Origin of the sequence: Metabacillus litoralis (assembly GCF_007994985.1) — a bacterium.
Taxonomy (GTDB): Bacteria; Bacillota; Bacilli; order Bacillales; family Bacillaceae; genus Metabacillus; species Metabacillus litoralis.
Genome location: NZ_VOQF01000005.1, coordinates 366348 through 389978 on the forward strand (window position 1 = coordinate 366348; position 23631 = coordinate 389978).

Annotated in this window: 23 protein-coding genes and 1 riboswitch; of the genes, 18 read left to right on the plus strand and 5 right to left on the minus strand. The window is 35.1% G+C overall.

The genetic code is table 11. The annotated features are described in order from the left end of the window. The first annotated feature begins 526 nt into the window (after positions 1–526). The 13 genes from sufC to FS935_RS09870 all read left to right on the plus strand — a co-directional run bounded on the left by sufC (position 527) and on the right by FS935_RS09870 (position 15001). Positions 527–1312 carry a Fe-S cluster assembly ATPase SufC gene (sufC, locus tag FS935_RS09810; RefSeq protein WP_146948015.1) on the plus strand — a complete coding sequence of 262 codons (786 nt, stop codon included), beginning with the start codon at positions 527–529 and terminating at the stop codon, positions 1310–1312. Between the two features lie 21 nt (positions 1313–1333). Then, positions 1334–2635 carry a Fe-S cluster assembly protein SufD gene (gene sufD, locus FS935_RS09815; RefSeq protein WP_146948017.1) on the plus strand — a complete coding sequence of 434 codons (1302 nt, stop codon included), beginning with the start codon at positions 1334–1336 and terminating at the stop codon, positions 2633–2635. Further along, positions 2635–3852, plus strand: a complete 1218-nt coding sequence (locus tag FS935_RS09820; protein WP_146948019.1) for a cysteine desulfurase — start codon at positions 2635–2637, stop codon at positions 3850–3852. The genes sufD and FS935_RS09820 overlap by 1 nt, the downstream gene beginning before the upstream one ends. Beyond that, entirely contained in the window at positions 3845–4282 is a 438-nt protein-coding gene (gene sufU, locus FS935_RS09825; protein WP_146948021.1) for a Fe-S cluster assembly sulfur transfer protein SufU, read from the plus strand. Before FS935_RS09820 ends, sufU begins: the two co-directional genes overlap by 8 nt. A 40-nt stretch (positions 4283–4322) precedes the next feature. Continuing rightward, positions 4323–5720 (plus strand): Fe-S cluster assembly protein SufB, encoded by a 1398-nt coding sequence (gene sufB / locus FS935_RS09830; RefSeq protein WP_146948023.1) that lies wholly within the window; start codon positions 4323–4325, stop codon positions 5718–5720. A 395-nt stretch (positions 5721–6115) separates the two neighbouring features. Continuing rightward, positions 6116–6985, plus strand: coding sequence for a DUF72 domain-containing protein (locus tag FS935_RS09835; protein WP_240050874.1), 870 nt, complete (start codon positions 6116–6118; stop codon positions 6983–6985). Positions 6986–6991: 6 nt separating this feature from the next. Next, positions 6992–7816, plus strand: coding sequence for a sulfite exporter TauE/SafE family protein (locus tag FS935_RS09840; protein WP_146948027.1), 825 nt, complete (start codon positions 6992–6994; stop codon positions 7814–7816). Between the two features lie 53 nt (positions 7817–7869). Next, on the plus strand, positions 7870–9273 hold the full coding sequence (locus FS935_RS09845) for a bifunctional metallophosphatase/5'-nucleotidase (protein WP_146948029.1): 1404 nt from the start codon (positions 7870–7872) through the stop codon (positions 9271–9273). A gap of 66 nt (positions 9274–9339) precedes the next feature. Further along, on the plus strand, positions 9340–9642 hold the full coding sequence (locus tag FS935_RS09850; RefSeq protein WP_146948031.1) for a YunC family protein: 303 nt from the start codon (positions 9340–9342) through the stop codon (positions 9640–9642). Between the two features lie 122 nt (positions 9643–9764). After that, positions 9765–10511: a sporulation protein YunB gene (yunB, locus tag FS935_RS09855; protein ID WP_158638584.1), complete on the plus strand. Its 747-nt coding sequence runs from the start codon at positions 9765–9767 to the stop codon at positions 10509–10511. 72 nt (positions 10512–10583) lie between these two features. Then, positions 10584–10763, plus strand: a riboswitch (Lysine riboswitch). A gap of 188 nt (positions 10764–10951) precedes the next feature. Then, on the plus strand, positions 10952–12502 hold the full coding sequence (locus FS935_RS09860) for a Na+/H+ antiporter NhaC family protein (RefSeq protein ID WP_146948035.1): 1551 nt from the start codon (positions 10952–10954) through the stop codon (positions 12500–12502). Positions 12503–13376: 874 nt separating this feature from the next. Continuing rightward, positions 13377–14897 (plus strand): sodium-dependent transporter, encoded by a 1521-nt coding sequence (locus FS935_RS09865; RefSeq protein WP_146948036.1) that lies wholly within the window; start codon positions 13377–13379, stop codon positions 14895–14897. Next, positions 14897–15001, plus strand: a complete 105-nt coding sequence (locus FS935_RS09870; RefSeq protein ID WP_146948038.1) for a methionine/alanine import family NSS transporter small subunit — start codon at positions 14897–14899, stop codon at positions 14999–15001. Before FS935_RS09865 ends, FS935_RS09870 begins: the two co-directional genes overlap by 1 nt. 290 nt (positions 15002–15291) lie before the next feature. Here FS935_RS09870 and FS935_RS09875 read toward each other — a convergent pair whose 3' ends face one another. Beyond that, positions 15292–16251, minus strand: a complete 960-nt coding sequence (locus tag FS935_RS09875) for a M23 family metallopeptidase (protein WP_146948441.1) — start codon at positions 16249–16251, stop codon at positions 15292–15294. A 421-nt stretch (positions 16252–16672) separates the two neighbouring features. Between FS935_RS09875 and lipA the strand changes: the two genes are divergently transcribed. Beyond that, entirely contained in the window at positions 16673–17584 is a 912-nt protein-coding gene (gene lipA / locus FS935_RS09880; RefSeq protein WP_275580339.1) for a lipoyl synthase, read from the plus strand. A 72-nt stretch (positions 17585–17656) separates the two neighbouring features. Here lipA and FS935_RS09885 read toward each other — a convergent pair whose 3' ends face one another. Further along, positions 17657–18343 carry a YhcN/YlaJ family sporulation lipoprotein gene (locus FS935_RS09885; RefSeq protein ID WP_146948042.1) on the minus strand — a complete coding sequence of 229 codons (687 nt, stop codon included), beginning with the start codon at positions 18341–18343 and terminating at the stop codon, positions 17657–17659. Between the two features lie 124 nt (positions 18344–18467). Here FS935_RS09885 and FS935_RS09890 point away from each other — a divergent pair, with 124 nt between their 5' ends. Then, positions 18468–18743 carry a YutD family protein gene (locus tag FS935_RS09890; protein ID WP_146948044.1) on the plus strand — a complete coding sequence of 92 codons (276 nt, stop codon included), beginning with the start codon at positions 18468–18470 and terminating at the stop codon, positions 18741–18743. Between the two features lie 507 nt (positions 18744–19250). On the opposite strand, the gene FS935_RS09895 is transcribed toward FS935_RS09890, so the two are convergent. Both FS935_RS09895 and FS935_RS09900 read right to left on the minus strand, forming a co-directional pair. Beyond that, entirely contained in the window at positions 19251–19538 is a 288-nt protein-coding gene (locus tag FS935_RS09895; protein ID WP_146948046.1) for a cytosolic protein, read from the minus strand. Positions 19539–19592: 54 nt separating this feature from the next. After that, positions 19593–19859, minus strand: coding sequence for a DUF3055 domain-containing protein (locus tag FS935_RS09900; RefSeq protein WP_146948048.1), 267 nt, complete (start codon positions 19857–19859; stop codon positions 19593–19595). A 339-nt stretch (positions 19860–20198) separates the two neighbouring features. Here FS935_RS09900 and FS935_RS09905 point away from each other — a divergent pair, with 339 nt between their 5' ends. The 3 genes from FS935_RS09905 to nucF all read left to right on the plus strand — a co-directional run bounded on the left by FS935_RS09905 (position 20199) and on the right by nucF (position 22727). Then, entirely contained in the window at positions 20199–21368 is a 1170-nt protein-coding gene (locus FS935_RS09905; protein WP_240050875.1) for an EAL domain-containing protein, read from the plus strand. A gap of 19 nt (positions 21369–21387) precedes the next feature. Continuing rightward, positions 21388–21831: a DUF86 domain-containing protein gene (locus tag FS935_RS09910; protein ID WP_146948443.1), complete on the plus strand. Its 444-nt coding sequence runs from the start codon at positions 21388–21390 to the stop codon at positions 21829–21831. A gap of 125 nt (positions 21832–21956) precedes the next feature. Continuing rightward, positions 21957–22727 (plus strand): 5' nucleotidase NucF, encoded by a 771-nt coding sequence (gene nucF / locus FS935_RS09915; RefSeq protein WP_146948052.1) that lies wholly within the window; start codon positions 21957–21959, stop codon positions 22725–22727. A gap of 141 nt (positions 22728–22868) precedes the next feature. Here nucF and FS935_RS09920 read toward each other — a convergent pair whose 3' ends face one another. After that, the gene (locus FS935_RS09920; protein WP_146948054.1) at positions 22869–23369 is read right to left on the minus strand and encodes a phosphatidylglycerophosphatase A family protein; all 501 of its coding nucleotides are present in this window, start codon (positions 23367–23369) and stop codon (positions 22869–22871) included. Between the last annotated feature and the right edge of the window lie 262 nt (positions 23370–23631).

Here is a 23631-nt window from a genome sequence, read left to right on the forward strand (position 1 = left end):
GAGACTCCTGCTTAGACGAGCGTGGCAAAGTGAGAACCACAGGCGCGCAGCTTACAAAGGAGGCTCCCTAGGAAGAATTGACCTTATTCTTTCCCTAGGAAAAAAGGTACTTTTTTCCCGGGAAAGCGAATGCGTATAAGAAATCAACAACAAAGTTTAACAGAGCCTTTAGATTAAATAGGGATTTGTAAATTCTTTCTAAATAATTAAGTAGCATGATTTTCTATTAAAAGCAAAAAATAAACTAGGTTGAGAAAGTAGAATCGTTTAGCATTATGTTATATAGTAGAAAAAGCTAATTTCTCTATATACATATGATAGAAACATTATTTATGAAAAGATCATAACATAAAACAAGTGTCTCTCTTAGAAATGCTTGAAGTTTCAGGATCTTTTTAAGGTGTGTTTATTAGTAGACATTAATCGACATAATCCCAAAAGGTTGTGTTCACTTTTCATTTGTTATAATATTAGAATGAGAATAAAATGAGAATTAGTAAACTTTATATATTATGGAGGTATAGTCATGGCAGGTTCTACATTAATCATTAAGGATTTACACGTTGAAATTGACGGCAAGGAAATTTTAAAAGGTGTAAATCTTGAAATAAACGGCGGAGAGTTCCATGCAATTATGGGACCTAACGGAACAGGTAAATCAACTTTATCATCAGCAATAATGGGTCACCCGAAGTATGAAGTAACAAAAGGTAGTATCACACTTGATGGTGAAGATGTTCTTGAAATGGAAGTAGACGAGCGTGGACGCGCAGGTTTATTCTTAGCTATGCAGTACCCAAGTGAAATCAGTGGTGTAACAAATGCTGATTTCTTACGTTCTTCTATTAATGCTCGTCGAGAGGAAGGCGAAGAGATTTCACTAATGAAGTTTATTCGTAAAATGGATGCGAACATGGAAGAGCTAGATATGGATCCGGACATGGCACAACGTTATTTAAATGAAGGATTCTCTGGTGGAGAGAAAAAACGCAATGAAATTCTTCAATTAATGATGATTGAGCCAAAAATTGCAATTTTAGATGAAATTGATTCTGGTCTAGATATTGATGCGTTAAAAGTAGTTGCAAAAGGTATCAATAAAATGAGAAACGAAGAATTTGGTTGTTTAATGATCACTCACTATCAGCGTTTATTAAACTATATTACTCCTGATAAAGTTCACGTTATGATGCAAGGTCGTGTTGTGAAATCAGGTGGTCCTGAATTAGCACAACGTCTAGAAGCAGAAGGTTATGATTGGATTAAACAAGAACTAGGTATTGATGACGAAACTGTTGGGCAAGAAGCTTAAGCGTAAGGGGAGGTAAGACGTATGGAAACGAAAACTTTCAATCAGGATTATGTCACAAGCTATTCAAAGCAGCTTGGAGAACCGGATTGGCTTACAGATCTTCGCTTACAAGCTCTTGTTAAAGTTGAGGATCTTCCAATGCCAAGACCGGATAAAACGAAAATCGATAAATGGAATTTTACTCAATTTAACGAGCATGTGGTTAAAAGTGATAAATTAAATTCCTTAGATGAATTACATGATGATGTAAAAGCATTAGTTGATGTTGAGTCAACAAATAATAATTTATATGTACAAGTAAATAACACACCTGCATATACATCACTTTCAAGTGAATTAAAGGATAAGGGTGTTATTTTTACTGATATTCATACTGCTGCAAGTGAGCATTCGGATTTAGTAAAAAAATACTTTATGACAGATGGTGTAAAGGTTGATGAACATCGTTTAACAGCTTTACATGCAGCACTATTAAATGGTGGAGTATTCGTCTATGTACCCAAAAATGTTGAGGTTTCTGAACCTATTCAAACCATTTTTGTTCATGATAATCCAAATACGACATTATTCAATCACGTAATCGTTGTTGCAGATGATAATAGTTCATTAACATATGTAGAAAACTATATTTCTACTGTTACGGATGTTGAAGGAGTATTCAATATTATCACTGAAGTATTTGCAAATACAAATGCTCGTGTAACATATGGTGCTGTTGATACATTAGATAAAGGAATTACAACTTATGTTAACCGTCGCGGTGTAGCAGGACGTGATGCTAGAATTGAATGGGCACTTGGCTTAATGAATGATGGCGACACGATTTCTGAAAATGTGACGAATCTTATGGGCGATGGTTCTTACGGTGATACTAAATCTGTTGTTGTTGGTCGTGGAGAGCAAAAACAAAATTTCACAACTAAGGTAGTACATTTTGGTAAAAACTCTGAGGGCTATATTTTAAAGCATGGAGTTATGAAGGATAGTGCTTCATCTATCTTTAACGGTATTGGGAAAATTGAGCATGGTGCTTCTAAATCCAATGCAGTTCAAGAATCACGCGTTTTAATGTTAAGTGAAAAAGCTCGTGGAGATGCAAATCCAATTCTGTTAATTGATGAAGATGATGTAACAGCAGGACATGCTGCATCTGTTGGTCGTGTTGATCCATTACAGCTTTACTATTTGATGAGTCGTGGAATTACGAAAGTAGAAGCAGAGCGCCTTGTTATTCACGGTTTCTTGGCACCTGTTGTAAAAGTGCTTCCAATTGAAGGTGTGAAAAAGCAACTGGTTGAGGTTATCGAAAGGAAAGTTCAATAATGGATATCGTTGATATTCGGAAACACTTTCCTATCCTTGACCAACAGGTAAACGGTCGAGACTTAGTCTACCTAGATAGTGCTGCTACCTCTCAAAAGCCACTAGCCGTAATTGATGCATTATCTACTTATTATCGTGAATATAATTCTAATGTTCACAGAGGAGTGCATACATTAGGTACAAAAGCTACTGATGGTTATGAGGGTGCACGCGAAAAGGTAAGAAAATTCATTGGGGCAAAATCGACTCAAGAAATTATCTTTACTCGAGGTGCTACAACTGCATTAAATATAGTTGCCCAAAGTTATGGCTTAGCAAATGTGAAAAAAGGTGATGAAATTGTGATCACCTATATGGAACATCATGCAAATGTTATTCCTTGGCAACAAGTAGCGAAACTAACGGGAGCTACTTTAAAATATATCCCACTACAAGAAGACGGAACAATTGATTTAAAGGATGTTGAAGAAACAGTAACATCTCATACGAAAATTGTGTCTGTTATGCAGGTTTCAAATGTTCTTGGTACAATCAACCCAATTAAAGAAATTGCTGAAATTGCCCACAAGCATGGAGCTATTATGGCTGTGGATGGAGCGCAAAGTACGCCACATATGAAGATTGATGTTCAAGATTTAGATTGTGACTTCTTTGCATTTTCAGGTCATAAAATGGGTGGTCCTACAGGGATTGGTGCTTTATACGGTAAAAAGCAGCTTCTTGAGAAAATGGAGCCAGTAGAATTTGGTGGAGAAATGATTGATTTTGTAGGCTTACAAGAATCAACATGGAAAGAGCTTCCATGGAAGTTTGAAGCTGGAACACCTATTATTGCTGGTGCTATAGGACTTGGTGCAGCAATAGATTTTCTAGAGCAAGTTGGTTTAGAGAACATTGAAGCTCATGAGCATAAGCTTGCACAATATGCTATGGATAAAATGAGTCAAGTAGAAGGTTTAACAATTTATGGACCTAAGCATCGTGCAGGATTAGTAACCTTCAATATTGAGGATGTACACCCACATGATGTTGCAACGGTTTTAGATGCTGAAGGGATTGCTGTTCGTGCAGGTCATCATTGTGCACAGCCTTTAATGAAGTGGCTAAAGGTTTCTGCTACAGCTAGAGCTAGTTTTTATCTTTATAATACTGAAGAAGAAATTGATAAACTAGTTGCTGGTATCATTAAAACAAAGGAGTACTTCAGTAATGTCTAATCATGTTAATCTTGACACACTGTATCGTCAAGTCATTATGGATCATTATAAGAATCCTAGAAATAAAGGTATTCTTGATGATAGTTTAACAATTGATATGAATAACCCTACCTGTGGTGATCGCATTCGCCTTACACTAGATATAGAAGATGATATTGTAAAGGATGCGAAGTTTGAAGGAGAAGGTTGCTCGATATCAATGTCATCGGCTTCAATGATGACTCAAGCTATTAAGGGAAAATCACTTGAAAAAGCATTAAAGCTTTCTGAAATTTTCTCTAATATGATGCTTGGTAAAGAGTATGATGAAGATATTGATTTAGGTGATATAGAATCACTTCAAGGTGTTGCAAAGTTTCCAGCTCGAATTAAATGTGCCACATTAGCTTGGAAGGCTATGGAAAAGGGCGTTAATAATAGTAACGAATAAGGAGAAATCCTTAAATCCAAATGAATAGGAGTGAATGTAGATGGCAAAAAAAGCACCTGAAATCGGCGATTATAAATATGGGTTTGCTGACAAAGATGTTTCCATCTTCCGTTCAGCGCGAGGATTAACGAAAGAAATCGTTGAGGAAATTTCTCGCATGAAAAAGGAACCACAATGGATGCTAGATTTTCGTTTGAAATCTCTAGAGCATTTCTACAATATGCCAATGCCTCAATGGGGCGGTGATATGGCAGAACTTAATTTTGATGAAATTACGTATTATGTAAAGCCATCAGAAAAATCTGAGCGTTCATGGGATGAAGTACCAGAGGAGATCAAAAACACGTTTGATAAACTTGGTATTCCAGAAGCAGAACAAAAATACTTGGCTGGTGTATCAGCACAGTACGAATCAGAAGTTGTGTATCACAACATGAAAGAAGATCTTGAGGATCTTGGTATTGTTTTCAAAGATACAGATACTGCTCTAAAAGAAAATGAAGATATTTTCCGTGAGCACTTTGGTAAAATCATTCCACCCACTGATAATAAGTTTTCTGCACTAAATTCAGCTGTATGGTCTGGTGGTTCATTCATCTATGTACCTAAAGGTATTAAAGTTGATACGCCATTACAAGCTTATTTCCGTATTAACTCTGAAAACATGGGTCAGTTTGAACGTACACTTATTATTGTTGACGAAGGCGCTCATGTACATTATGTTGAAGGATGTACGGCACCAGTTTATACAACAAACTCTCTTCATAGTGCTGTTGTTGAAATCATCGTTAAGGATGGCGGCTATTGCCGTTATACGACAATTCAAAACTGGGCAAACAACGTGTTTAACTTAGTTACAAAGCGTGCTGTTTGTGAGTCAAATGCAACAATGGAATGGATCGATGGAAACATCGGATCTAAACTTACAATGAAATATCCTGCAGTTATCCTTAAAGGTGAAGGTGCACGTGGTATGACATTATCTATTGCAATCGCTGGTAAAGGTCAGCATCAGGATGCAGGTGCAAAAATGATTCACTTAGCGCCAAATACATCTTCTACTATCGTTTCTAAATCGATCTCTAAACAAGGTGGTAAAGTAACATATAGAGGAATCGTACACTTTGGTCGTAAAGCAGACGGAGCAAGATCAAATATCGAATGTGATACTCTTATTATGGATAACCAGTCTACATCAGACACAATTCCATATAATGAAATCATGAACGATAATATCTCTCTTGAGCACGAAGCTAAGGTTTCAAAAGTATCAGAAGAGCAATTATTCTATCTAATGAGTCGTGGTATCTCAGAAGAAGAAGCAACTGAAATGATCGTAATGGGCTTTATCGAGCCATTTACAAAAGAACTTCCAATGGAATATGCAGTTGAGATGAACCGTCTAATCAAGTTCGAGATGGAAGGTTCAATCGGTTAATATAAATATAATGAAAAAGGGACTGACAGAAAAATGTCAGTCCCTTTTTCTATTTTAATCCTATAAATCCTGTCATGTGTGATATCCTTTTTCAGTCATGTTATAGTAGATTTATTATACTCTATGTGAAGAAATCTTTTTCGAGTAAGAATACTGCTTTATTCACCTTAAATGAGGAAATAGCCTATTTTATAAAGGCTCTTTTCTGAAAGGTTGTTGCTAACTAACCAAAATATGCAGTAGAAACAGTGTTTTTTCGCATAAAGGCTCTTTTTTGTGAAGAAAAGATGCCACTAGACTTAATACAATGCTGTTTTCTGCGGGTATTTATAAGCAACAAAACAGCCTTTATGAAAAAAGACGATTGTTTCATACTAGTATAGAGGATGATTTTTTTGTCAACAATTCAAATCGGGTTAACTGGCTGGGGTGATCATGATTCTCTCTACTCAGCTACAACAAATACATCAAAAAAACTACAAGAATACGCTGCACATTTTCCTACTGTTGAAATTGATGCTAGCTTTTATGCGATTCAGCCAGAACGCAATATCAGAAAATGGCTAAAAGAAACTCCTGAAAATTTTCAATTTATACCAAAAGCATATCAAGGAATGACTGGGCATCTTCATGGAGAGCTTCCTTTTACTACTAAGGAGGAAATGTTCAGTGCATTTATTAAATCTGTAGAGCCTCTAAAAGCTCAGAATAAACTTGCAATGGTTCTATTTCAATTTCCACCATGGTATGACTGTACAAAGGAAAATGTTGAATATTTGAAATGGTGTCGAGATCAATTAGGAGACTTAGACGTAGCTCTTGAATTTCGTAACAGATCATGGTTTTCACCTGCCTATTACGAAAAAACATTACAGTTCATGGGATCAGAAAAATGGATACATAGTATTGTTGATGAGCCACAGGCTGGAATGAGGTCGATACCAACAGTCTTACAACCAACTGATCCTAACAAAACGCTTGTCCGGTTACATGGAAGAAATGTACATGGGTGGAATAAACCAGCTTCAGGTGAGGATTGGAGAGATGTTAGATATTTGTATCGCTATAATCAGGAGGAGTTAGAGACGTGGAAGGAGAATCTTGAAACTCTGCGAAACCATTCAAAAAATATCTATATGCTGTTTAATAATAATTCTGGTGGAGATGCTGCAGCAAATGCAAAAATGATGATCAATATTCTTGATATAACATATTCCGGTTTAGCAGAAAAACAATTAAGCTTGTTTCCTGATGAGGAGAGATAGAATACTGTGGAATGGATTATTTTATTAGTAGTTGGAATCGCTGCTGGTACACTTGGCAGTTTAGTTGGTTTAGGTGGCGGCATTATTGTTGTTCCAATGTTGCTCTCATTAGGAACATATTTTTCTGGATTTGCTGATGTTTCACCACAGGTTGCAGTTGGTACATCTCTACTTGTCGTTATTTTCACGGGTCTTTCCTCAACATTAACTTATATGAAGTATAAGAAAGTTGATTATAAAAGTGGGTTAATCTTCTTTATTGGAAGCGGTCCTGGTGGGATTTTAGGTGCTTATGTTAATAAATTTTTTAACACAACAACATTTTCAATTTGGTTCGGATTGTTTATGATTGTTGTATCAATTCTATTAATGATCAAAGAAAAATTACCTAAAATGAAGCAAAAAACCGGTAAAACAATCAGCCGTTCCTATATAAATCAAGAAGGAAAGGAACAATTTTATTCTTTTAAACCTGTTTCAGGAATCATAATAGCCTTTGTTGTTGGGTTTATTTCAGGTTTATTCGGAATAGGTGGAGGAGCTCTTATGGTACCTGCCATGATTTTATTGTTTATGTTTCCACCACATATAGCGGTTGCAACTTCCATGTTTATCATCTTTTTATCTGCTACAATTAGTTCAATTACACATATTACATTAGGTAATATCAATTGGTTATATGCCGCAATACTTATACCAGGTGCATGGTTTGGTGGAAGATTTGGAGCGATTATTAACTCAAAATTAAAAGGGAAAACAGTTGTAAATCTACTACGAGTTGTACTGGTTATTGCTGGCTTAAAGTTAATATATGAAGGTTTCTTAGGCTGATCTTTTAATCGGTAATATCAATCAAGATAGTCTAAGTCTAAGGAGAGAGACAAATGATAGAAACCATACACCTTTATCATACAAATGATTTACATAGTCATTTTGAAAATTGGCCTAAAATTGTTCGATTTTTACAAGATAGAAAGAAGCTTCATGAACTAGATAATGAGGAAATGTTACTTGTGGATATTGGTGATCATGCTGATCGATTCCATCCAATTACAGAGGCAACAAAAGGAAAAGCAAATGTTTCGTTGTTAAATCAACTTCATTATAATGCCGTTACCATTGGAAACAATGAAGGAATCACATTTGCTCACGAAGATTTAAACGAATTATACCGTGAAGCTGAATTTTCAGTAATCATTTCAAACTTTTATACCGAGCATGGAGAACGTCCTGAATGGGTTATACCCTATGAAATAAAGACACTCAAGAATGGGTATAGAGTAGCTTTTCTAGGAGTAACAGTCTTTTATGAAAAGTTCTATGAGCTTCTTGGCTGGAAGGTGAAGGATCCATTTGAAAGTTTACTAGAAGTGATCCAGGAAATAAAAGGGCAGGCAGATATGATTGTGTTACTCTCACATTTAGGAATAACGGATGATGAGCGTATTGCTGATGATTTTCCTGATATTGATATTATTATTGGGGGACATACACATCACGTTTTACAAAAAGGTAAAAAAATAAATTCAACACTAGTAGCAGGTGCAGGAAAATATGGGCAGTATATTGGCTATATTTCAATTGGAATTGATACTTCAAACAAGCAGTTACTAGAAAAAAAAGCAGAGCTTTTTTCGACTATAGAATTACATGCTATCTGCAAAGAAACAGCATTATTTCTCAATCATCTTTATGATGAAAGCGAACAAATACTTTCTGAAGAAATTGGAGTATTAGATCAAGAGCTTTCAGTAGATTGGTTTAACGATTCACCCTTTCCACACCTTTTAGTAACGGCAATAAGGGAGTGGTGTGATGGAGAAGTCGCAATGGTTAATTCAGGTATATTACTAGAATCCTTACAAAAGGGACCTGTAACAAGAAAGAATATTCACCATATTTGTCCTCATCCAATTAATCCTTGTAAAGTCTATTTAAAGGGAGACGTATTAAAAGAGGTTATTCTCCAATCAAGAGATGAAAAAATGGAGCAATTACAGTTAAAAGGATTAGGATTTCGTGGAAAAGTCATGGGGAGAATGGTTTTTGATGGGATTATAGTAAAAACTGAGTTATTAAGTGATGGAAAGAAGCATGTTACAGAAATTCTTATCAAGAACCAAACCATAGATCCAGACCGCTTATATGCAGTTGCTACGATCGATATGTTTACATTAGGTCCATTATATCCAGAGATTAGCCATGCTGAAAAGAAGATATTTTATATGCCTGAGTTGTTACGTGATGTTTTAGCATGGAAGCTAGGTAAATACCAAATAAAAAGTTAGACGAATAACTACACAAATTTGTTCATATGTCATAAAGATATATGAAGAAAGGAGTGTAGTTATTAAATGGTTACAATGACACCTGTTACGATTGAAGGAAAACAATTTACTGCGATTACGGTTGCTTTGCCTAAAACAAATTTTATGGCCATTACAACTGATAAAGGATATATCATGTGTGGTGCACTTGATGTTGGGCTTTTAAATGAAAAATTAAAAGATCGAGGAATTATCGCTGGTCGGGCAGTAGGTGTGAGAACAATTGAACAACTATTAGAAGCTCCACTTGAATCTGTTACCTATGAAGCTGAAAATCGTGGAATAACTGTGGGTACAAAAGGAAAAGATGCTTTACTTAAGATGTTGTAAGGGGGGACCGTTAGTGGTTGTCTCCTATACATGTTCAATAAATAAATCTAAATAATCTTAGAAAATGATGCGTACATCCCTCCTTACATGCATAAACATAGCTTGTAAAGGAGGGATTAATTTTGGCTAAATATTTCGGTCGTCGCCGCCCTCGTAGAGGACCTTTGCCTTTTCGATATGTGTTATTGCTAACATTGGTTATTTTTATTATTTTAACCGCAGGTAGTTTTTGGGTTGTAAATAAAGAAATCAAACCAACTTTGCTTAGAATCGCTAATCTTGAGGCCTCCTCTGTTGCAACAACGATTATTCAGGAGGCAGTAAAAGAAGAGGTCATAAATACGGGTCAAGCAGAGACGTTAGTTTTAACAGATAAGGATAAAAACGGAAAAATTAATATGATCACCTTTAATGCTAGTACTGTAAATAATATCCACAGGAAAGTGACAGATAATATCACATCAAAGCTTGAGGAAATAGAAAAGGAAAATTTCCATAGCACAAAAAAGGGAAGTCAAGAGATGGAATTAGATCATGGCATTGTTTATTCTATTCCATTAGGTCAAATAACTGATAATGCTATTTTAAGTACGTTAGGTCCTGATATTCCGATTCGGTTTTATTTAATTGGTGATGTACATACTGATGTAAAACAAACAACAAAGGAATATGGAATTAATAGTGCTAATCATCAAGTATCGATATTTGTTGAAGTAACTGTTCAGGTTGTTATACCATTCGCTACTGAAAAAATAACGATCACAAACACTGTTCCAGTTATAGATATTCTCGAGCCAGGTGATGTTCCACAGTACTATAATAATAGTGGCAAAGATACTCCGGCTATTGAATTACCAAAAGTTGAATAGTTGTCATGATGTACCTTATTTGATAAACTATAAAATGTTGAAAATCTAATATGACCAAACCACCTTATCTCAAGATGAGGTAGAGGAGCAATAAACATTAGTACAATATGTGAGGATGACAACGATGACCATATTGAAAAGGGTTTATTGCCGAAGTGAATGAGTACTTGTCTGGTATCATTTATTGGTATTACTTTAAATAAGAGTAATACTGTCATTATAGTTATTCTATAATGGAGGGCTACTGATCGGGATGGAGGATAACATGACATTATTCAAAAAGAGTAATGATAGTTATTTTCTATCGTTACTCTTTTTTATGTTCATTTTTTCGAAGTGAAATCCCAAAAAGGACATTTATATAATTAACAATATATAAAAACAACTTTACCATAGCATCAGGATGGCCCTTCTATATTTTTAGGGAGGCTTTATACATCATGTCAGGAACTATTTTATCTATTGTCCCACCTTTAATTGCTATTATAATGGTAATTTTAACGAGAAGGGTGTTACTTTCTTTAGGTGTTGGAATTGTATCAGCAGCGTTAATTTTAAAGGAATTTTCTATTGTAAAGTCTGGAATGGCAATACTTGACGCTATTAAAGCTATTTTTATTTCAGATGGTGAGTTAAATACATGGAATGTTTATATTATTCTATTTTTACTTATTTTGGGAATGATTACAGCACTTATTTCTATCTCTGGAGGAAGCCGAGCATTTGGTGAATGGGCACAAAAGCGTGTGAAAACTCGTGTAGGTGCACAATTTACAGCAGCTTTACTTGGAATTCTTATTTTTATTGATGATTATTTTAATGCACTTGCAGTAGGACAAGTTAGTCGTCCAATTACTGATCGTCAAAAGGTATCTCGTGCGAAGCTTGCCTATATTATTGATTCAACTTCTGCACCAGTTTGTGTTGTATCACCTATTTCTAGCTGGGGTGCTTACATCATTGCGATGATTGCAACAATTTTAACAACACATGGTGTAACTGAATACTCACCACTAGGTGCGTTTATGACCATGGTTCCGATGAACTATTATGTATTCGCAGCACTTGTACTTGTTTTTGCAGTAGCGTATTTCAATATTAATCTTGGTAGTATGAAGGTTCATGAAGAACGTGCAATGAAAACTGGACAAGTTGTGGATCCAGAAAAAGAAGTGTTAGGTGAAATGAAAGAGGATCTACCTTCTAGTGATAAAGGAACAATTAGTAATCTTGTTTGGCCAATTTTAGCGTTAATTATTGGGACTGTTTCATCGATGTTATATACAGGATATTCAGCGGTAGAAGATAAAGCTGAAGTAAATATTCTTGCTATTTTTGAAAATACGGATGTGTCTACATCACTTTTATATGGTGGTTTATTTGGTCTTGCTATTACGATTCTTTTATTCTTTTCTAAAGGAATCAAGGGAAGTTATTTTCCTTTAGCTATTAAAGAAGGAATAAAGTCCATGTTACCGGCCATTTATATCTTAATGTTTGCATGGGTTATTGTTGATCTAATAGGTCAATTAGAGACTGGTGAATATTTAGCGGGAATTGTTGAAAAATCTGATTTAAATCTCTCATATCTTCCAGTCGTTATGTTTGCATTAGGAGCATTTATGGCTTTTGCAACAGGAACATCATGGGGGACTTTTGGAATCATGCTACCTATTGCTGGAGAAATAACGGCTGCTACAGATATTAATATGCTATTGCCTGCAATGGCAGCGGTTCTTGCTGGTTCTGTTTTAGGAGATCATTGTTCACCAATTTCTGATACGACAATCTTGTCATCAACAGGGGCAGGAAGCCATCATATTGACCATGTACTAACACAACTTCCATATGCATTAATAGGTGGAGCTTTTGCTGCAGTTGGATATTTAGCTCTAGGAATTACAGGAAGTAGTTTAGTAGGATTTATTGTTGTTGCTGTTTTATTAGTCGGTTTTATTTTTATCTTTGCAAAAAAATCCAAAGTCGCATAAAAATTCAGGGTGCAACAAAGTAAATCACAATTTTAGGCGTGAATTCACATTCGAATTCACGCCTTTTATTATTGTTGATGAATTGAGTTTCTTTTTTTAATCTATTAGAATTAACTGATAGTTTCTTAGTTTTTCTAATGTTGAATTAGAAGATGTAAGAAACAAATAAAAAAGTTCAATGGTTGATGTATTTGAAATACCTCAAAAAATATTTTTTGGAAATTAAAAGTTTGATGAACTTAGTGGAATGGAGCGGCAGACACTTGACTCCTACGGGAGGTAGAGGAAAGGCTGAGACCCCGCAGCCGAAGGCGAGGAGACTCAGCTTCCTCCCCGTGGAAAGCAAGTGTCTGGAGCGAAATGAAGCGAACTAGGTTTTACTTTTAACCTATAAAATAAGCAAAAGTATCTAAATCAAAAATGACCAGCTGTATCAATGTTATTACTCATATGTAATTCCTTCGTGGTTTTTTAAAAAGTACAATAAGTTATTTGACTGTTTGCACCTTTAGTGGAACTGATTAGTTTACTCAACTACTATTTTATTATTATAGAAATAATAGTTTCGCTATCGGTTATCAAGAAATCCCTCGGAAATATTTATTTCGTTAATAGGTAAAAGCAGTAGTGAAGAGAGATATTTTGTTGAACTTTACAACAAAAAGGAAAAATAGAACAAATTTTTTTATAATTATTTCCTATAAATAGGAATATTCTGAAATATCATACTAAAATAGTATTTTTTCAAAATTTTATATAGACATAGGCAAAATGTCCATATATACTATGTATAGATTATAAAAAATAATCAGAATATTAGATTATTTCAAATTGTTCTATCATTTAAGATGATAAAGTAAAAGGAGGAAAAAACATGGAAAATCGTCCACAGTGGGGGACAAGGGCAGGCTTTATTTTAGCAGCCGTTGGTTCTGCAGTTGGTTTAGGTAATATTTGGAGATTCCCAGCAACAGCTTATGAAAATGGTGGAGGAGCATTCTTCATTCCATATTTATTTGCTTTATTAACAGCTGGTATTCCGTTACTAGTTATGGAGTTTACAATCGGTCATAAGTACCGTGGATCTGCTCCGATGTCATTAGGAAGATTAAGTAAAGGCTCAGAATGGATTGGTTGGTGGCAGGTTGCGGTAGCATTCGTTATTTCTACTTACTATGCCGTTATTATAGCTTGGGCAATGTCCTACTCAGTCTTTTCGTTTAACCTAAGTTGGGGAGAAGATACAGGCGGCTTCTTAATGGGAGATTACTTAAATCGTATTGACTTAGATGGCGGTGCAATTGGTGATTTCGGAAGTTTAGTTCCTGGAGTATTAATACCACTAGTAATTGTTTGGGCTGTTACATTAGGTGTTCTTTTTGCAGGTGTTAAAAAAGGTATCGAAGTTGCAAATAAAATCTTTATTCCAGCATTAGTTATTTTATTTACTATTATCGTAATTAGAGCGTTAACTTTAGAAGGAGCAGCAGCAGGTTTGGATGCATTCTTTAAGCCTGATTGGAGTAAGATTACTGATGGAAAGGTTTGGGTAGCAGCATACGGTCAGATTTTCTTTAGTTTATCTATTGCTTTTGCTATTATGATTACTTATTCAAGTTACCTACCAAAGAAATCAGATATTACAAACAATGCATTTATCACAGGTTTCAGTAACTCTGCATTTGAATTATTAGCAGGTATTGGAGTATTTAGTGCATTAGGATTTATGGCGGCACAACAAGGTGTTCCTGTAAGTGAAGTTGTTTCTGCAGGAGTAGGATTAGCATTTGTTGTTTTTCCACAAATTATTAATGAATTCCCAGCGTTTAATGAGCTGTTTGGTTTCTTATTCTTCGGATCATTAGTACTTGCAGGGCTATCATCACTTATTTCTATTGTTGAAACATTTGTTGCAGGTGTTCAAGAGAAATTCAAAATTTCTCGTGTGAAAGCAGTTGTAATTGGTGGAGGGGCTTCAGCGTTACTTTCATTAGTTTTTGCAACACAAGGTGGACTATTCTTCCTTGATGCAGCGGATTACTTTATCAATCAATTTGGTGTAGCTTTAGCTGGACTATTTGAGGTAATTGCAATTGCTTGGTTTGCGAAAGAATTGAAAAATCTTCAATCACATGCTAATTCAATGTCAGATATTCAACTTGGAACTTGGTGGAGAGTTTGTTTAGGATTAATTACACCAGTTGTATTAGGATATATGATGTTTGATAACTTACGTACGAACTTAACAACTGAGTATGAAGGATATCCACGTGAGTTCTTATTCAGTTGGGGTTGGACAGTTGCGATTGGCGCAATTTTAGTTGGAGTATTATTTACAATTAAGAAAAGAGCAAATTCAACGACAACATCATCATCTAAGGGGGTATCACAGTAATGAGTGGAAGCGCGATTGCAATGATGGTTATCGGTATGGTTATTATCTGGGGCGGAATGGCTGCAAGTATTACGAATGCTGTGATCAAAGCAAAACAAAAATAATTTTTAGGAAGAGGCGGAGAACATCTGCCTCTTCTTTTTATATTTTGGCTCTTTTTCAAAAGGAATTGTTGTTTTTTATAGTTCGTCTACGCACTAAACTATTTAGGGTTGATTGGAGTGAAATGTGCGAGACTCCAGCGGGAGCAGCGGGACAGGTGAGATCCCACAGGCGCCGTGCGCAGAGGAAGCTCACCGCCCGCCTCGCGGAAAGCGAGCATCCTGTAGCGGAAATCAACCTAACCTATAACCCTTTATATAGTTTATTAATACAGCCTAAATGTTTAATTTGCTTATTTCTTTTTTTGCCTTTCAGCTCGTTCCCATGATTTTAAATGTGGAAAAGGATCAAATGACCATTCAGTTCTTCCATTGTCTTTATAAAGTCCATAATGCAAATGTGGAGGAAACTTACCTGAAGTACCAGGAGGACCGTAACCTGAGCTTCCTACAGATCCAATAAGCTGTCCAGGTTCAACGATTTGTCCAGTTTGCAAACCATCAGCAAAACCATTTAGGTGAGCAAAGTAGTGGTAGGTATTATCAATATCACGAATTCCTACTCTCCAACCACCAAATCGGTTCCAGCCCTTCATTTCTATTACTCCATAGCAGGTGGATTTCACAGGAACACCATAGTTAGCAAAAATATCAGTTCCTTCATGAATTCTTCTTCCACCCCAGCCTCTTGCATCACCCCAAGTGTTTTTATAACTATAATTATGGTTTAAAGGAACAGGAAAGGAATGCTGAGCTAAATTTAAATGACCAAACTTTTTATATAACTTCATATGCCCTAATATAATTCCTACTGTTTTATCTCGTTGATAGTAATCCCATAAACCAATTTTTAAGTTTTCCATATCAGTTCCATAAGATCGTAGGTAATTAGCGAATGAATAAAGTACATCTTCGTCATTAGTTAGCTCAGCAAGGTCATCACCATCACCGTCTTCACCAATTCCGCCAAATAATCCGATGCTTCTTGGATTTTTATCTTCTTTATTTGGATTTAATGGACCTGCCCATACCTCAGGCTTAATGAAAATCTCGATTAATCCCTCAGCTTTCGGAATGTCTTTTCGTGAATGGCGCACATTTCTTTCATACTGATCCACAGCTGCTAACACATACCAAGGGATATTTGTTATAGCTTCAACCTTTGTATATAAGCTCATTAGCTTTTTTTCGTCTTCTTCCTGATTTGTTTCAGCACCATATGTTAAAGTTTGTGCTGATAAACTAATCACCATAAAGATGATGACACTGGTTATTGCTTTATGCACAGTAATGAGCTCCTTTCAAACAAAACTTTAGAATTTAGTAGTGCTGATCGATTTACTATTCTTTTTATAGTTTGGTTCTTGTTAGGAATTTAATTAATAGAAAATGTTAGAAATTACAAAGGACCCTTTCTCTTGTCCCACTTGAGTGCTTATGTTAAAGTGGTAACGTATATGGAAAATGTTCTGATTATCTCTTTTGGTATGGCTCTTTTCTGAAAGATTGCTGCTATTTGACCAAATAACTGACGAAAACAGTGTTTTTATTGTATCAAAGGTTCGATTCTAAAAAGAAAAGATGACACTAGACTTGATACAGGGTTGTTTCCTTTTGTTCTTATAGTAACAAAGTTTACGAAAACTGCCTTTGGGATAAATCTTAGATAATGTAATGGAGTTGAATCAGATGGCGAAAAAAGAAGAATATTTGCGTAAGCCAGAATGGTTGAAGATAAAGTTAAACACAAACGAGAACTATACAGATTTGAAAAAGCTAATGAGGGAAAAGAATCTTAATACTGTATGTGAAGAAGCAAAATGTCCTAATATTCATGAGTGCTGGGCTGTTCGTCGTACAGCTACATTTATGATCTTAGGAGCTGTTTGTACACGTGCTTGTCGCTTCTGCGCTGTTAAAACAGGATTACCAACAGAGCTTGACTTAGCTGAGCCAGAACGTGTAGCAGACTCTGTTGCACTTATGAATTTAAAACATGCTGTTGTTACAGCTGTAGCACGCGATGACTTAAAGGATGGTGGCGCACAGGTATTTGCTGAAACTGTCCGAGCAATCCGACGTAAAAGTCCATTTACAACAATTGAAGTATTGCCATCAGACATGGGTGGAGATTACGATAATTTAAAAATGTTAATGGATGCTAAGCCTGATATCTTGAATCATAATATTGAAACAGTTCGTGAACTAACACCAAGAGTTCGTGCACGTGCTAAATATGATCGATCATTAGAAGTACTTAAACGTGCAAAAGAAATGCAACCACAAATTCCAACAAAATCAAGCCTTATGATCGGACTTGGTGAAACAAAAGAACAAATCATTGAAACAATGGATGATTTAAGAGCTAATGATGTAGATATTATGACAATAGGTCAATATCTACAACCAACAAAAAAACATTTAAAAGTTCAAAAATACTATCATCCTGATGAATTTGCAGAATTACGTGAAATTGCTTTAAGCAAAGGGTTTAGCCATTGTGAGGCAGGTCCGTTAGTTCGTTCATCTTATCATGCAGATGAGCAAGTAAACGCAGCAGCAAAACAAAAACAAGCACATGCATAATATGTAGGAAAAAAGGAAGAGGAGTGCTCTTCCTTTTTTCTTTTTAGAAACTAAGCTCCAGTCTTGCGCTTTTTATTGCATTTGTTCTTTTTTATAGCGAGATTTTTCGTATTGATCTTTCATATCGTCATCGATTTCTTCGTTCATCTCTCCGTAGCCTTCACCATTGGCATTTTCTCCTGTATTAAGTGCACGACCTTGTGGAGATTCAAGCATTTTATTGATGGTTTTAGTGATAATTTCATCAATATCACGGCTTGTAGAATCGAGTGGACTATATGCCTCAATTTGCTGAATCATATTAGGATTATCTGAAACGTAAACGTGATAGTACCTTGGGATTGCAGATAAGGCAGTCTTTTTTACTTGATCTGCCGTTTCAAAGCGATCTTCTGAATCTGTATTATAGGCCACAAGTACTTCCTCATCTGTTACTAAAGTGGCAACATCCTCTACGTTAGGAAGTTGAACAGCTAAACTGCTTATTGTGTTTGCAACTTGTTCACGATCTAAACCTGGTGTTTTTGTATAGGTAACATCTTGAGGAATGCCACTTTTTTGATGTCTTACAAATCCGAAATTAGCATCATTATCGTTAGCATTTGGCATACCTTCTTCATTGTAAAGTTCCGGGCGATCATGTACATTTAATGTATTACCACTTTGATGAAAAAGAGAGTTTTCCTCTTCAGCTCCATACTGACAAGCAGTTAATAATGATAACCCAATTACACCTATTGCTAATTTTGTTTTTATCAATATTAGCACCTCCTCAACCTTATCATTACCAAAGATAAGATAAATTTTCTTAGTAATTGATGGTTGTGATTGATTAGATTATGATAAAGGTAATAGAATAAGGAATATGACGAGGTGAAAAAACATGATTGTTGTTCAAAATCAGAATTTTGAATTGATAAGAGAAGAAAAAGATGGTTTTAATGAAGAAGCCTTCAAAGAAAGATATAGCGATATCCTAAACAAGTATGATTTTATTGTAGGAGATTGGGGATATAGCCAATTAAGACTTAGAGGTTTTTTTGATGATCAAAATCAAAAAGCAACTTATGATACTAAAATTAGCACTTTGGATGAATATATTTATGAATACTGTAATTTTGGTTGTGCTTATTTTGTGTTAAAGAAGGTAAAAAAATAAGGATGTTTCTTTGTCGGATTTTGTAGGATCGCTGATAAATATCGAAAATCGCCGATAAATCCACAGAATCGCCGATCATCTTAAAAATCGAAGTAAAGTGAAATTGCGGTTTTGCAGTTGGTGTCTATAAATTTATAAGAAAAAAAGAGGATGGGACATAAGTATTTAAGCTAATGAAAAACCCGTATTATTAGGTGATATGTCAATTAAACATTCGCCTAATAATTCGGGTTTTTATTAGCAGTTTTTTGATTTAGCATACTATTTTTAAGAACTAGTGAAATGGAGCGGAAGACACTCGACTCCTACGGGAATTGAGGAAAGGCTGAGACCCCGCAGGCATGCCGTGGAGGCTCAGCTTCCTCCCCGTGGAAAGCGAGTGTCTGCAGCGCAATGGAACGAATTTATTTCTTTCAGCTTTACTCAATTTAGATTTATACGTCTTTTTGAATGATTTCTTTAATTATGTCCCAGCCTCATAACATCTTGAAACTAATTCAAATACACCTATTTAGAAGTATATGGTGGTTCTTCATTTTTATTAGGATCATCATGTGTAGGATGCGCTGGGGCATCTTGTCTTTCTAAATTTTGATGAAGAGATTTATTTTCATAGTTAAAAGCACTATAGTACCGTTGACCTTCCTGCCACGGTGTACTTTTATTGAAAACTGGTTCATTTTTTCCCCTGGGTGATCCGTAAGGACCTTCCGGAAGCTGCTCTGGAACTAAAAAGTTTCTCATTGTTTCTACATTTGAAAAATCGGTATATGTTTCTTGTTCTTTATCATCCATTACCTTCACCTACCTTAAACTTAGGTTTTACAGGAATGATGATTGAAATACATGTTAAACAATCTGATATAAAAAATCACGAAGTTCTTCAGCGTCTTCCTTATTAAGCTTGTATGCAAATTCTAAATATCCCGGTTCTTTCAAGTCATCTTCACCAATAATGGCAAAGCGATTTCCTTGAATGTCGAGAACGATTTGTTTACCGTAATATCGATCACTTTGAATAATTGCTAAATCAAAGCGTTGATTTTTCCCCATAAAACTAACAAATCTCGTCTTCGTTTCCACTGTGTCATCGTACAAAAAAAATCTTTCTGACATAATATCGCTCCTATAGATACTATTTTCTACCATTGATTAACCTAATCTCATTTTATCATAAGGAATAATAAAAAATCTTTTCGATGATTTTTAGACAAATTTCTCGGGAAAAATAAAATTTACCAAGAAATAAGTCGAATGATAAAATTTTGTGATAAAATATGAATACGTAAAGGTGAATGCCAGAAGGGTTGAGTACTTATGAATAGTGGATTTTGGAATAAGAATTATAGGAGAGTAAAAAAGTGGAGTAAGCTTTTTTATCCACAGCGTAAGTTAAGATATTATCCTCCTAAATTTGTACTTAGAGACCCCGTGTTTGAAGGAGTATATCATGCAATGAATAGTGGCCAACAGGTTGCTGTTATTGTTGTATCTATTTCTAATATCCGCGAATTTTCACAACAGTTCGAACCAAAACAACTTGAAGAATATAAAAACGAAATAAAAATAGGATTCCAACATATCTTTGAGGAATCATCATATAGTGAAGATCTTTTAGTAGTACATGACTATTATAATGAAGGATTAACAGTATTCTTAAAAATACATGATGAGAAACAAAGTGTAGTACATATTGAAAATATGCTTAGAATTCTAACCCCGAAACTTGAAAGATGGATGTATGCGAAGTATCCATATTTTAATCAGACATTTGAAATAGGCTATATGTTTGTTGAAAAAAATGACGGTTCAACACAAGACGCACTATATACAGCACAGCAGCAGGCTGTAGCTATGGCAGAAAAGCGTATACAATCACGCTATATAGAAACCCTATTAGAAATGCGAGATATCATTCAAAAACGAGAAATCACTTTATTAGCTCAACCAATTATTGATTTAGCTACAAAGCAGATTAAAGCTTGGGAATTTTTGACAAGAGGTCCGAAAAACACGTCACTTGAAAATCCTTTACAGCTCTTTTCTCTTGCTAGGCAATCAAACTTAATATACGACCTTGAATTATTGGTTTTAGAGAAGGCTTTTCAAATGATTGGTCGAGTAGGTTGTCGTGATGATGTGTTTTTGAATTTCACACCTATTACATTAGGAAATAAACGGTTTATTCCAGCGCTTGAAAAGCTTTTAAAGCGCTATGAAGATATTTTGCCAAATAAAATGATCTTTGAGGTGACAGAAAGAGATTCTATTGATGGTTTAACATTCTTCCATGATAATATAAAGGAATTACGCAAGATGGGCTTTAGGATCGCTGTAGATGATACTGGAGCAGGATATTCTAGCTTGCATACTATTAGTGAGATTCTTCCAGATATTATTAAAATTGATCGTTCGGTTATCCAAGATATTGATACAAATACCGTTAAAGAATCAATGCTAAAAGGACTTATCCTAATTGCAAAGGAAACAGGTTCTTTAGTTGTCGCTGAGGGAATTGAAAAGAAAGAAGAAGCTGACGTACTTATGAGGAATCAAGTTGATTTGGCACAGGGATATTTTTATGCTAAGCCTGGAACATTAGAAAAAGGAAGAGTAGCTTTATAATTAGGGATGGTGATTGAAAGTGTATTTTGTTGATCGGGAAGATATTGAGGCAAAATTGATTTATTTAGAAGATCAGATAAAATTATTTAGAAGTCAACCTTCTTGGGAAAGTTCTATAGAAAAAGCCGCGTTAGAAAGAATTTGTCACATGACAATTGAAACAATTATAGATGTGGGAAATTCGATGATTGATGGCTTCATTATGCGTGATCCTGGTAGCTATGAAGATATAATTGACATCTTATTAGACGAAAAAGTTGTAAATGACTCTGAATCAAATGGACTAAAAAAACTAATTGGCCTAAGAAAAATACTTGTTCAGGATTATCTTCAAATAAATTATGATGATTTATTAGCTGTTTACTCAGAACAAGAAGATCACTTAACTGAATTTCCTAAAAAAGTCCGTACATACATTGAAAATGAATTAGGTCCTGTATCTGCTTTCAAACCAGTAAATTAATAGTACATGTGGGATGGTCTTAATAAGGTCATCCTTTTTGTTTATTAAATTATAATAGAGATTTTTGCAGATTATTTGAGATGAGAAGAAGCATATAAAAAGATCATACAAAAGGAGTAACAACCATGAAAACATACAAAGGTTATTTAATTGATTTGGATGGGACAATGTATCGAGGTAGTGAGCAGATTGAAGCGGCTAGTGAATTTGTTACATATTTAGCAAAAAATAACCTACCTTATCTTTTTGTTACAAATAATTCCTCACAAACTCCTCAGCAGGTAGCTGAAAAGTTAAATCGTTTTCAGATTTCGGCAACAAAAGAAAGTGTTTTTACCACGAGTCAGGCAACAGCTAATTATATAAGCGAAGAGAAAGAGAATGCTACAATTTATGTAATTGGAGAAGAGGGCTTGAAACAAGCATTAATCAACAATGGACACCAACTAGTTGATGATCATCCTGATTATGTTGTTATAGGAATTGATCGGGAAATATCGTATGAAAAATTATCAAAAGCTTGTATTGCAGTACGTAATGGTGCAACATTTATTTCAACGAATGGAGATATTGCCATTCCAACAGAAAAAGGTTTATTACCTGGTAATGGTGCATTAACATCGGTGATCTCAGTTTCTACAAATACATCGCCAATTTTTATTGGTAAGCCTGAGCGTATTATCGTTGAACAAGCATTACAGCAACTAGGAGTTGCAAAGCAGGATACTGTCATGGTAGGAGATAACTATGCTACAGATATTATGGCTGGGATTAATTGTGGGTTAGATACATTGCTTGTTCACACAGGAGTAACAACTAGAGAGCATCTTGTACATTACCCAATACAACCAACTTATACAGTAGATTCTTTAACAGATTATCTTAAACAGCTGTAGAAAGTGAGTTAGGTAGCTTTTGAAGAGGCTCCTGTGCTTTCTAAGCTTATAAACAAAGGGGGAATAATAAGTTAATAGCCACTCAAGCTTTTAAGTATGTAGTCATACACATGGGCTCATAGTGGCTATTACTTTTAGTACTTATTCAACATCTCTTGCACGGTGAGCGAGCCTGCTTGACGCAGCAGCTGCAATCGCTCCAACAATATCATCTAGAAACGTATGACATTTACCACCTGATTTATCATTTAAATATTGCAGGATACCAGGCTTTAGTTTATCGATATAACCATAATTTGTGAAACCAATTGAACCATATATATTTACAATGGAGAAAGCAAGAATTTCATCTACTCCGTACAAGCTTTCATCTGTAGCAATGATCGATTGAAGTGGTTCCTCAAGTTGTCCTTTTTCAGCTAATATATCGAATTGAATTCCTGTTAAAACCGCATTCTGTACTTCTCTTTTAGTAAGAACACGATCTACATTCTCAAGACAATCCTCCATTTTTAGATCAGGATGATATTTTTCTTGTAAAAAATACACAAGGTCAGCTATATCTTCAAGTTTTACACCACGCTTGACCATCCAATCTCGTGCTGTTTTTTCGACGATATCCATTTTTTCTTCACTTTTCATTTAAAGTCACCTATCTCTCTTTTTTGCGTATTTATTCATTGTATGACAACTCTTCCACAACTATTCAAAACGAATACAAAATGAGCTAGCTTATTCATTTTATCTTTTTAGCATCAGGTAATGTAAAAGCTATTCACTGGCATCTCGAGTTGGTGTATAAATATTAGGGTCACATACTTCTAATTTTATACAAAAAAATGAGATTGTAATCAGCATGTGTCTCCACTTTTGACATATACCCTCTTTACTTCTTCTATAAAAC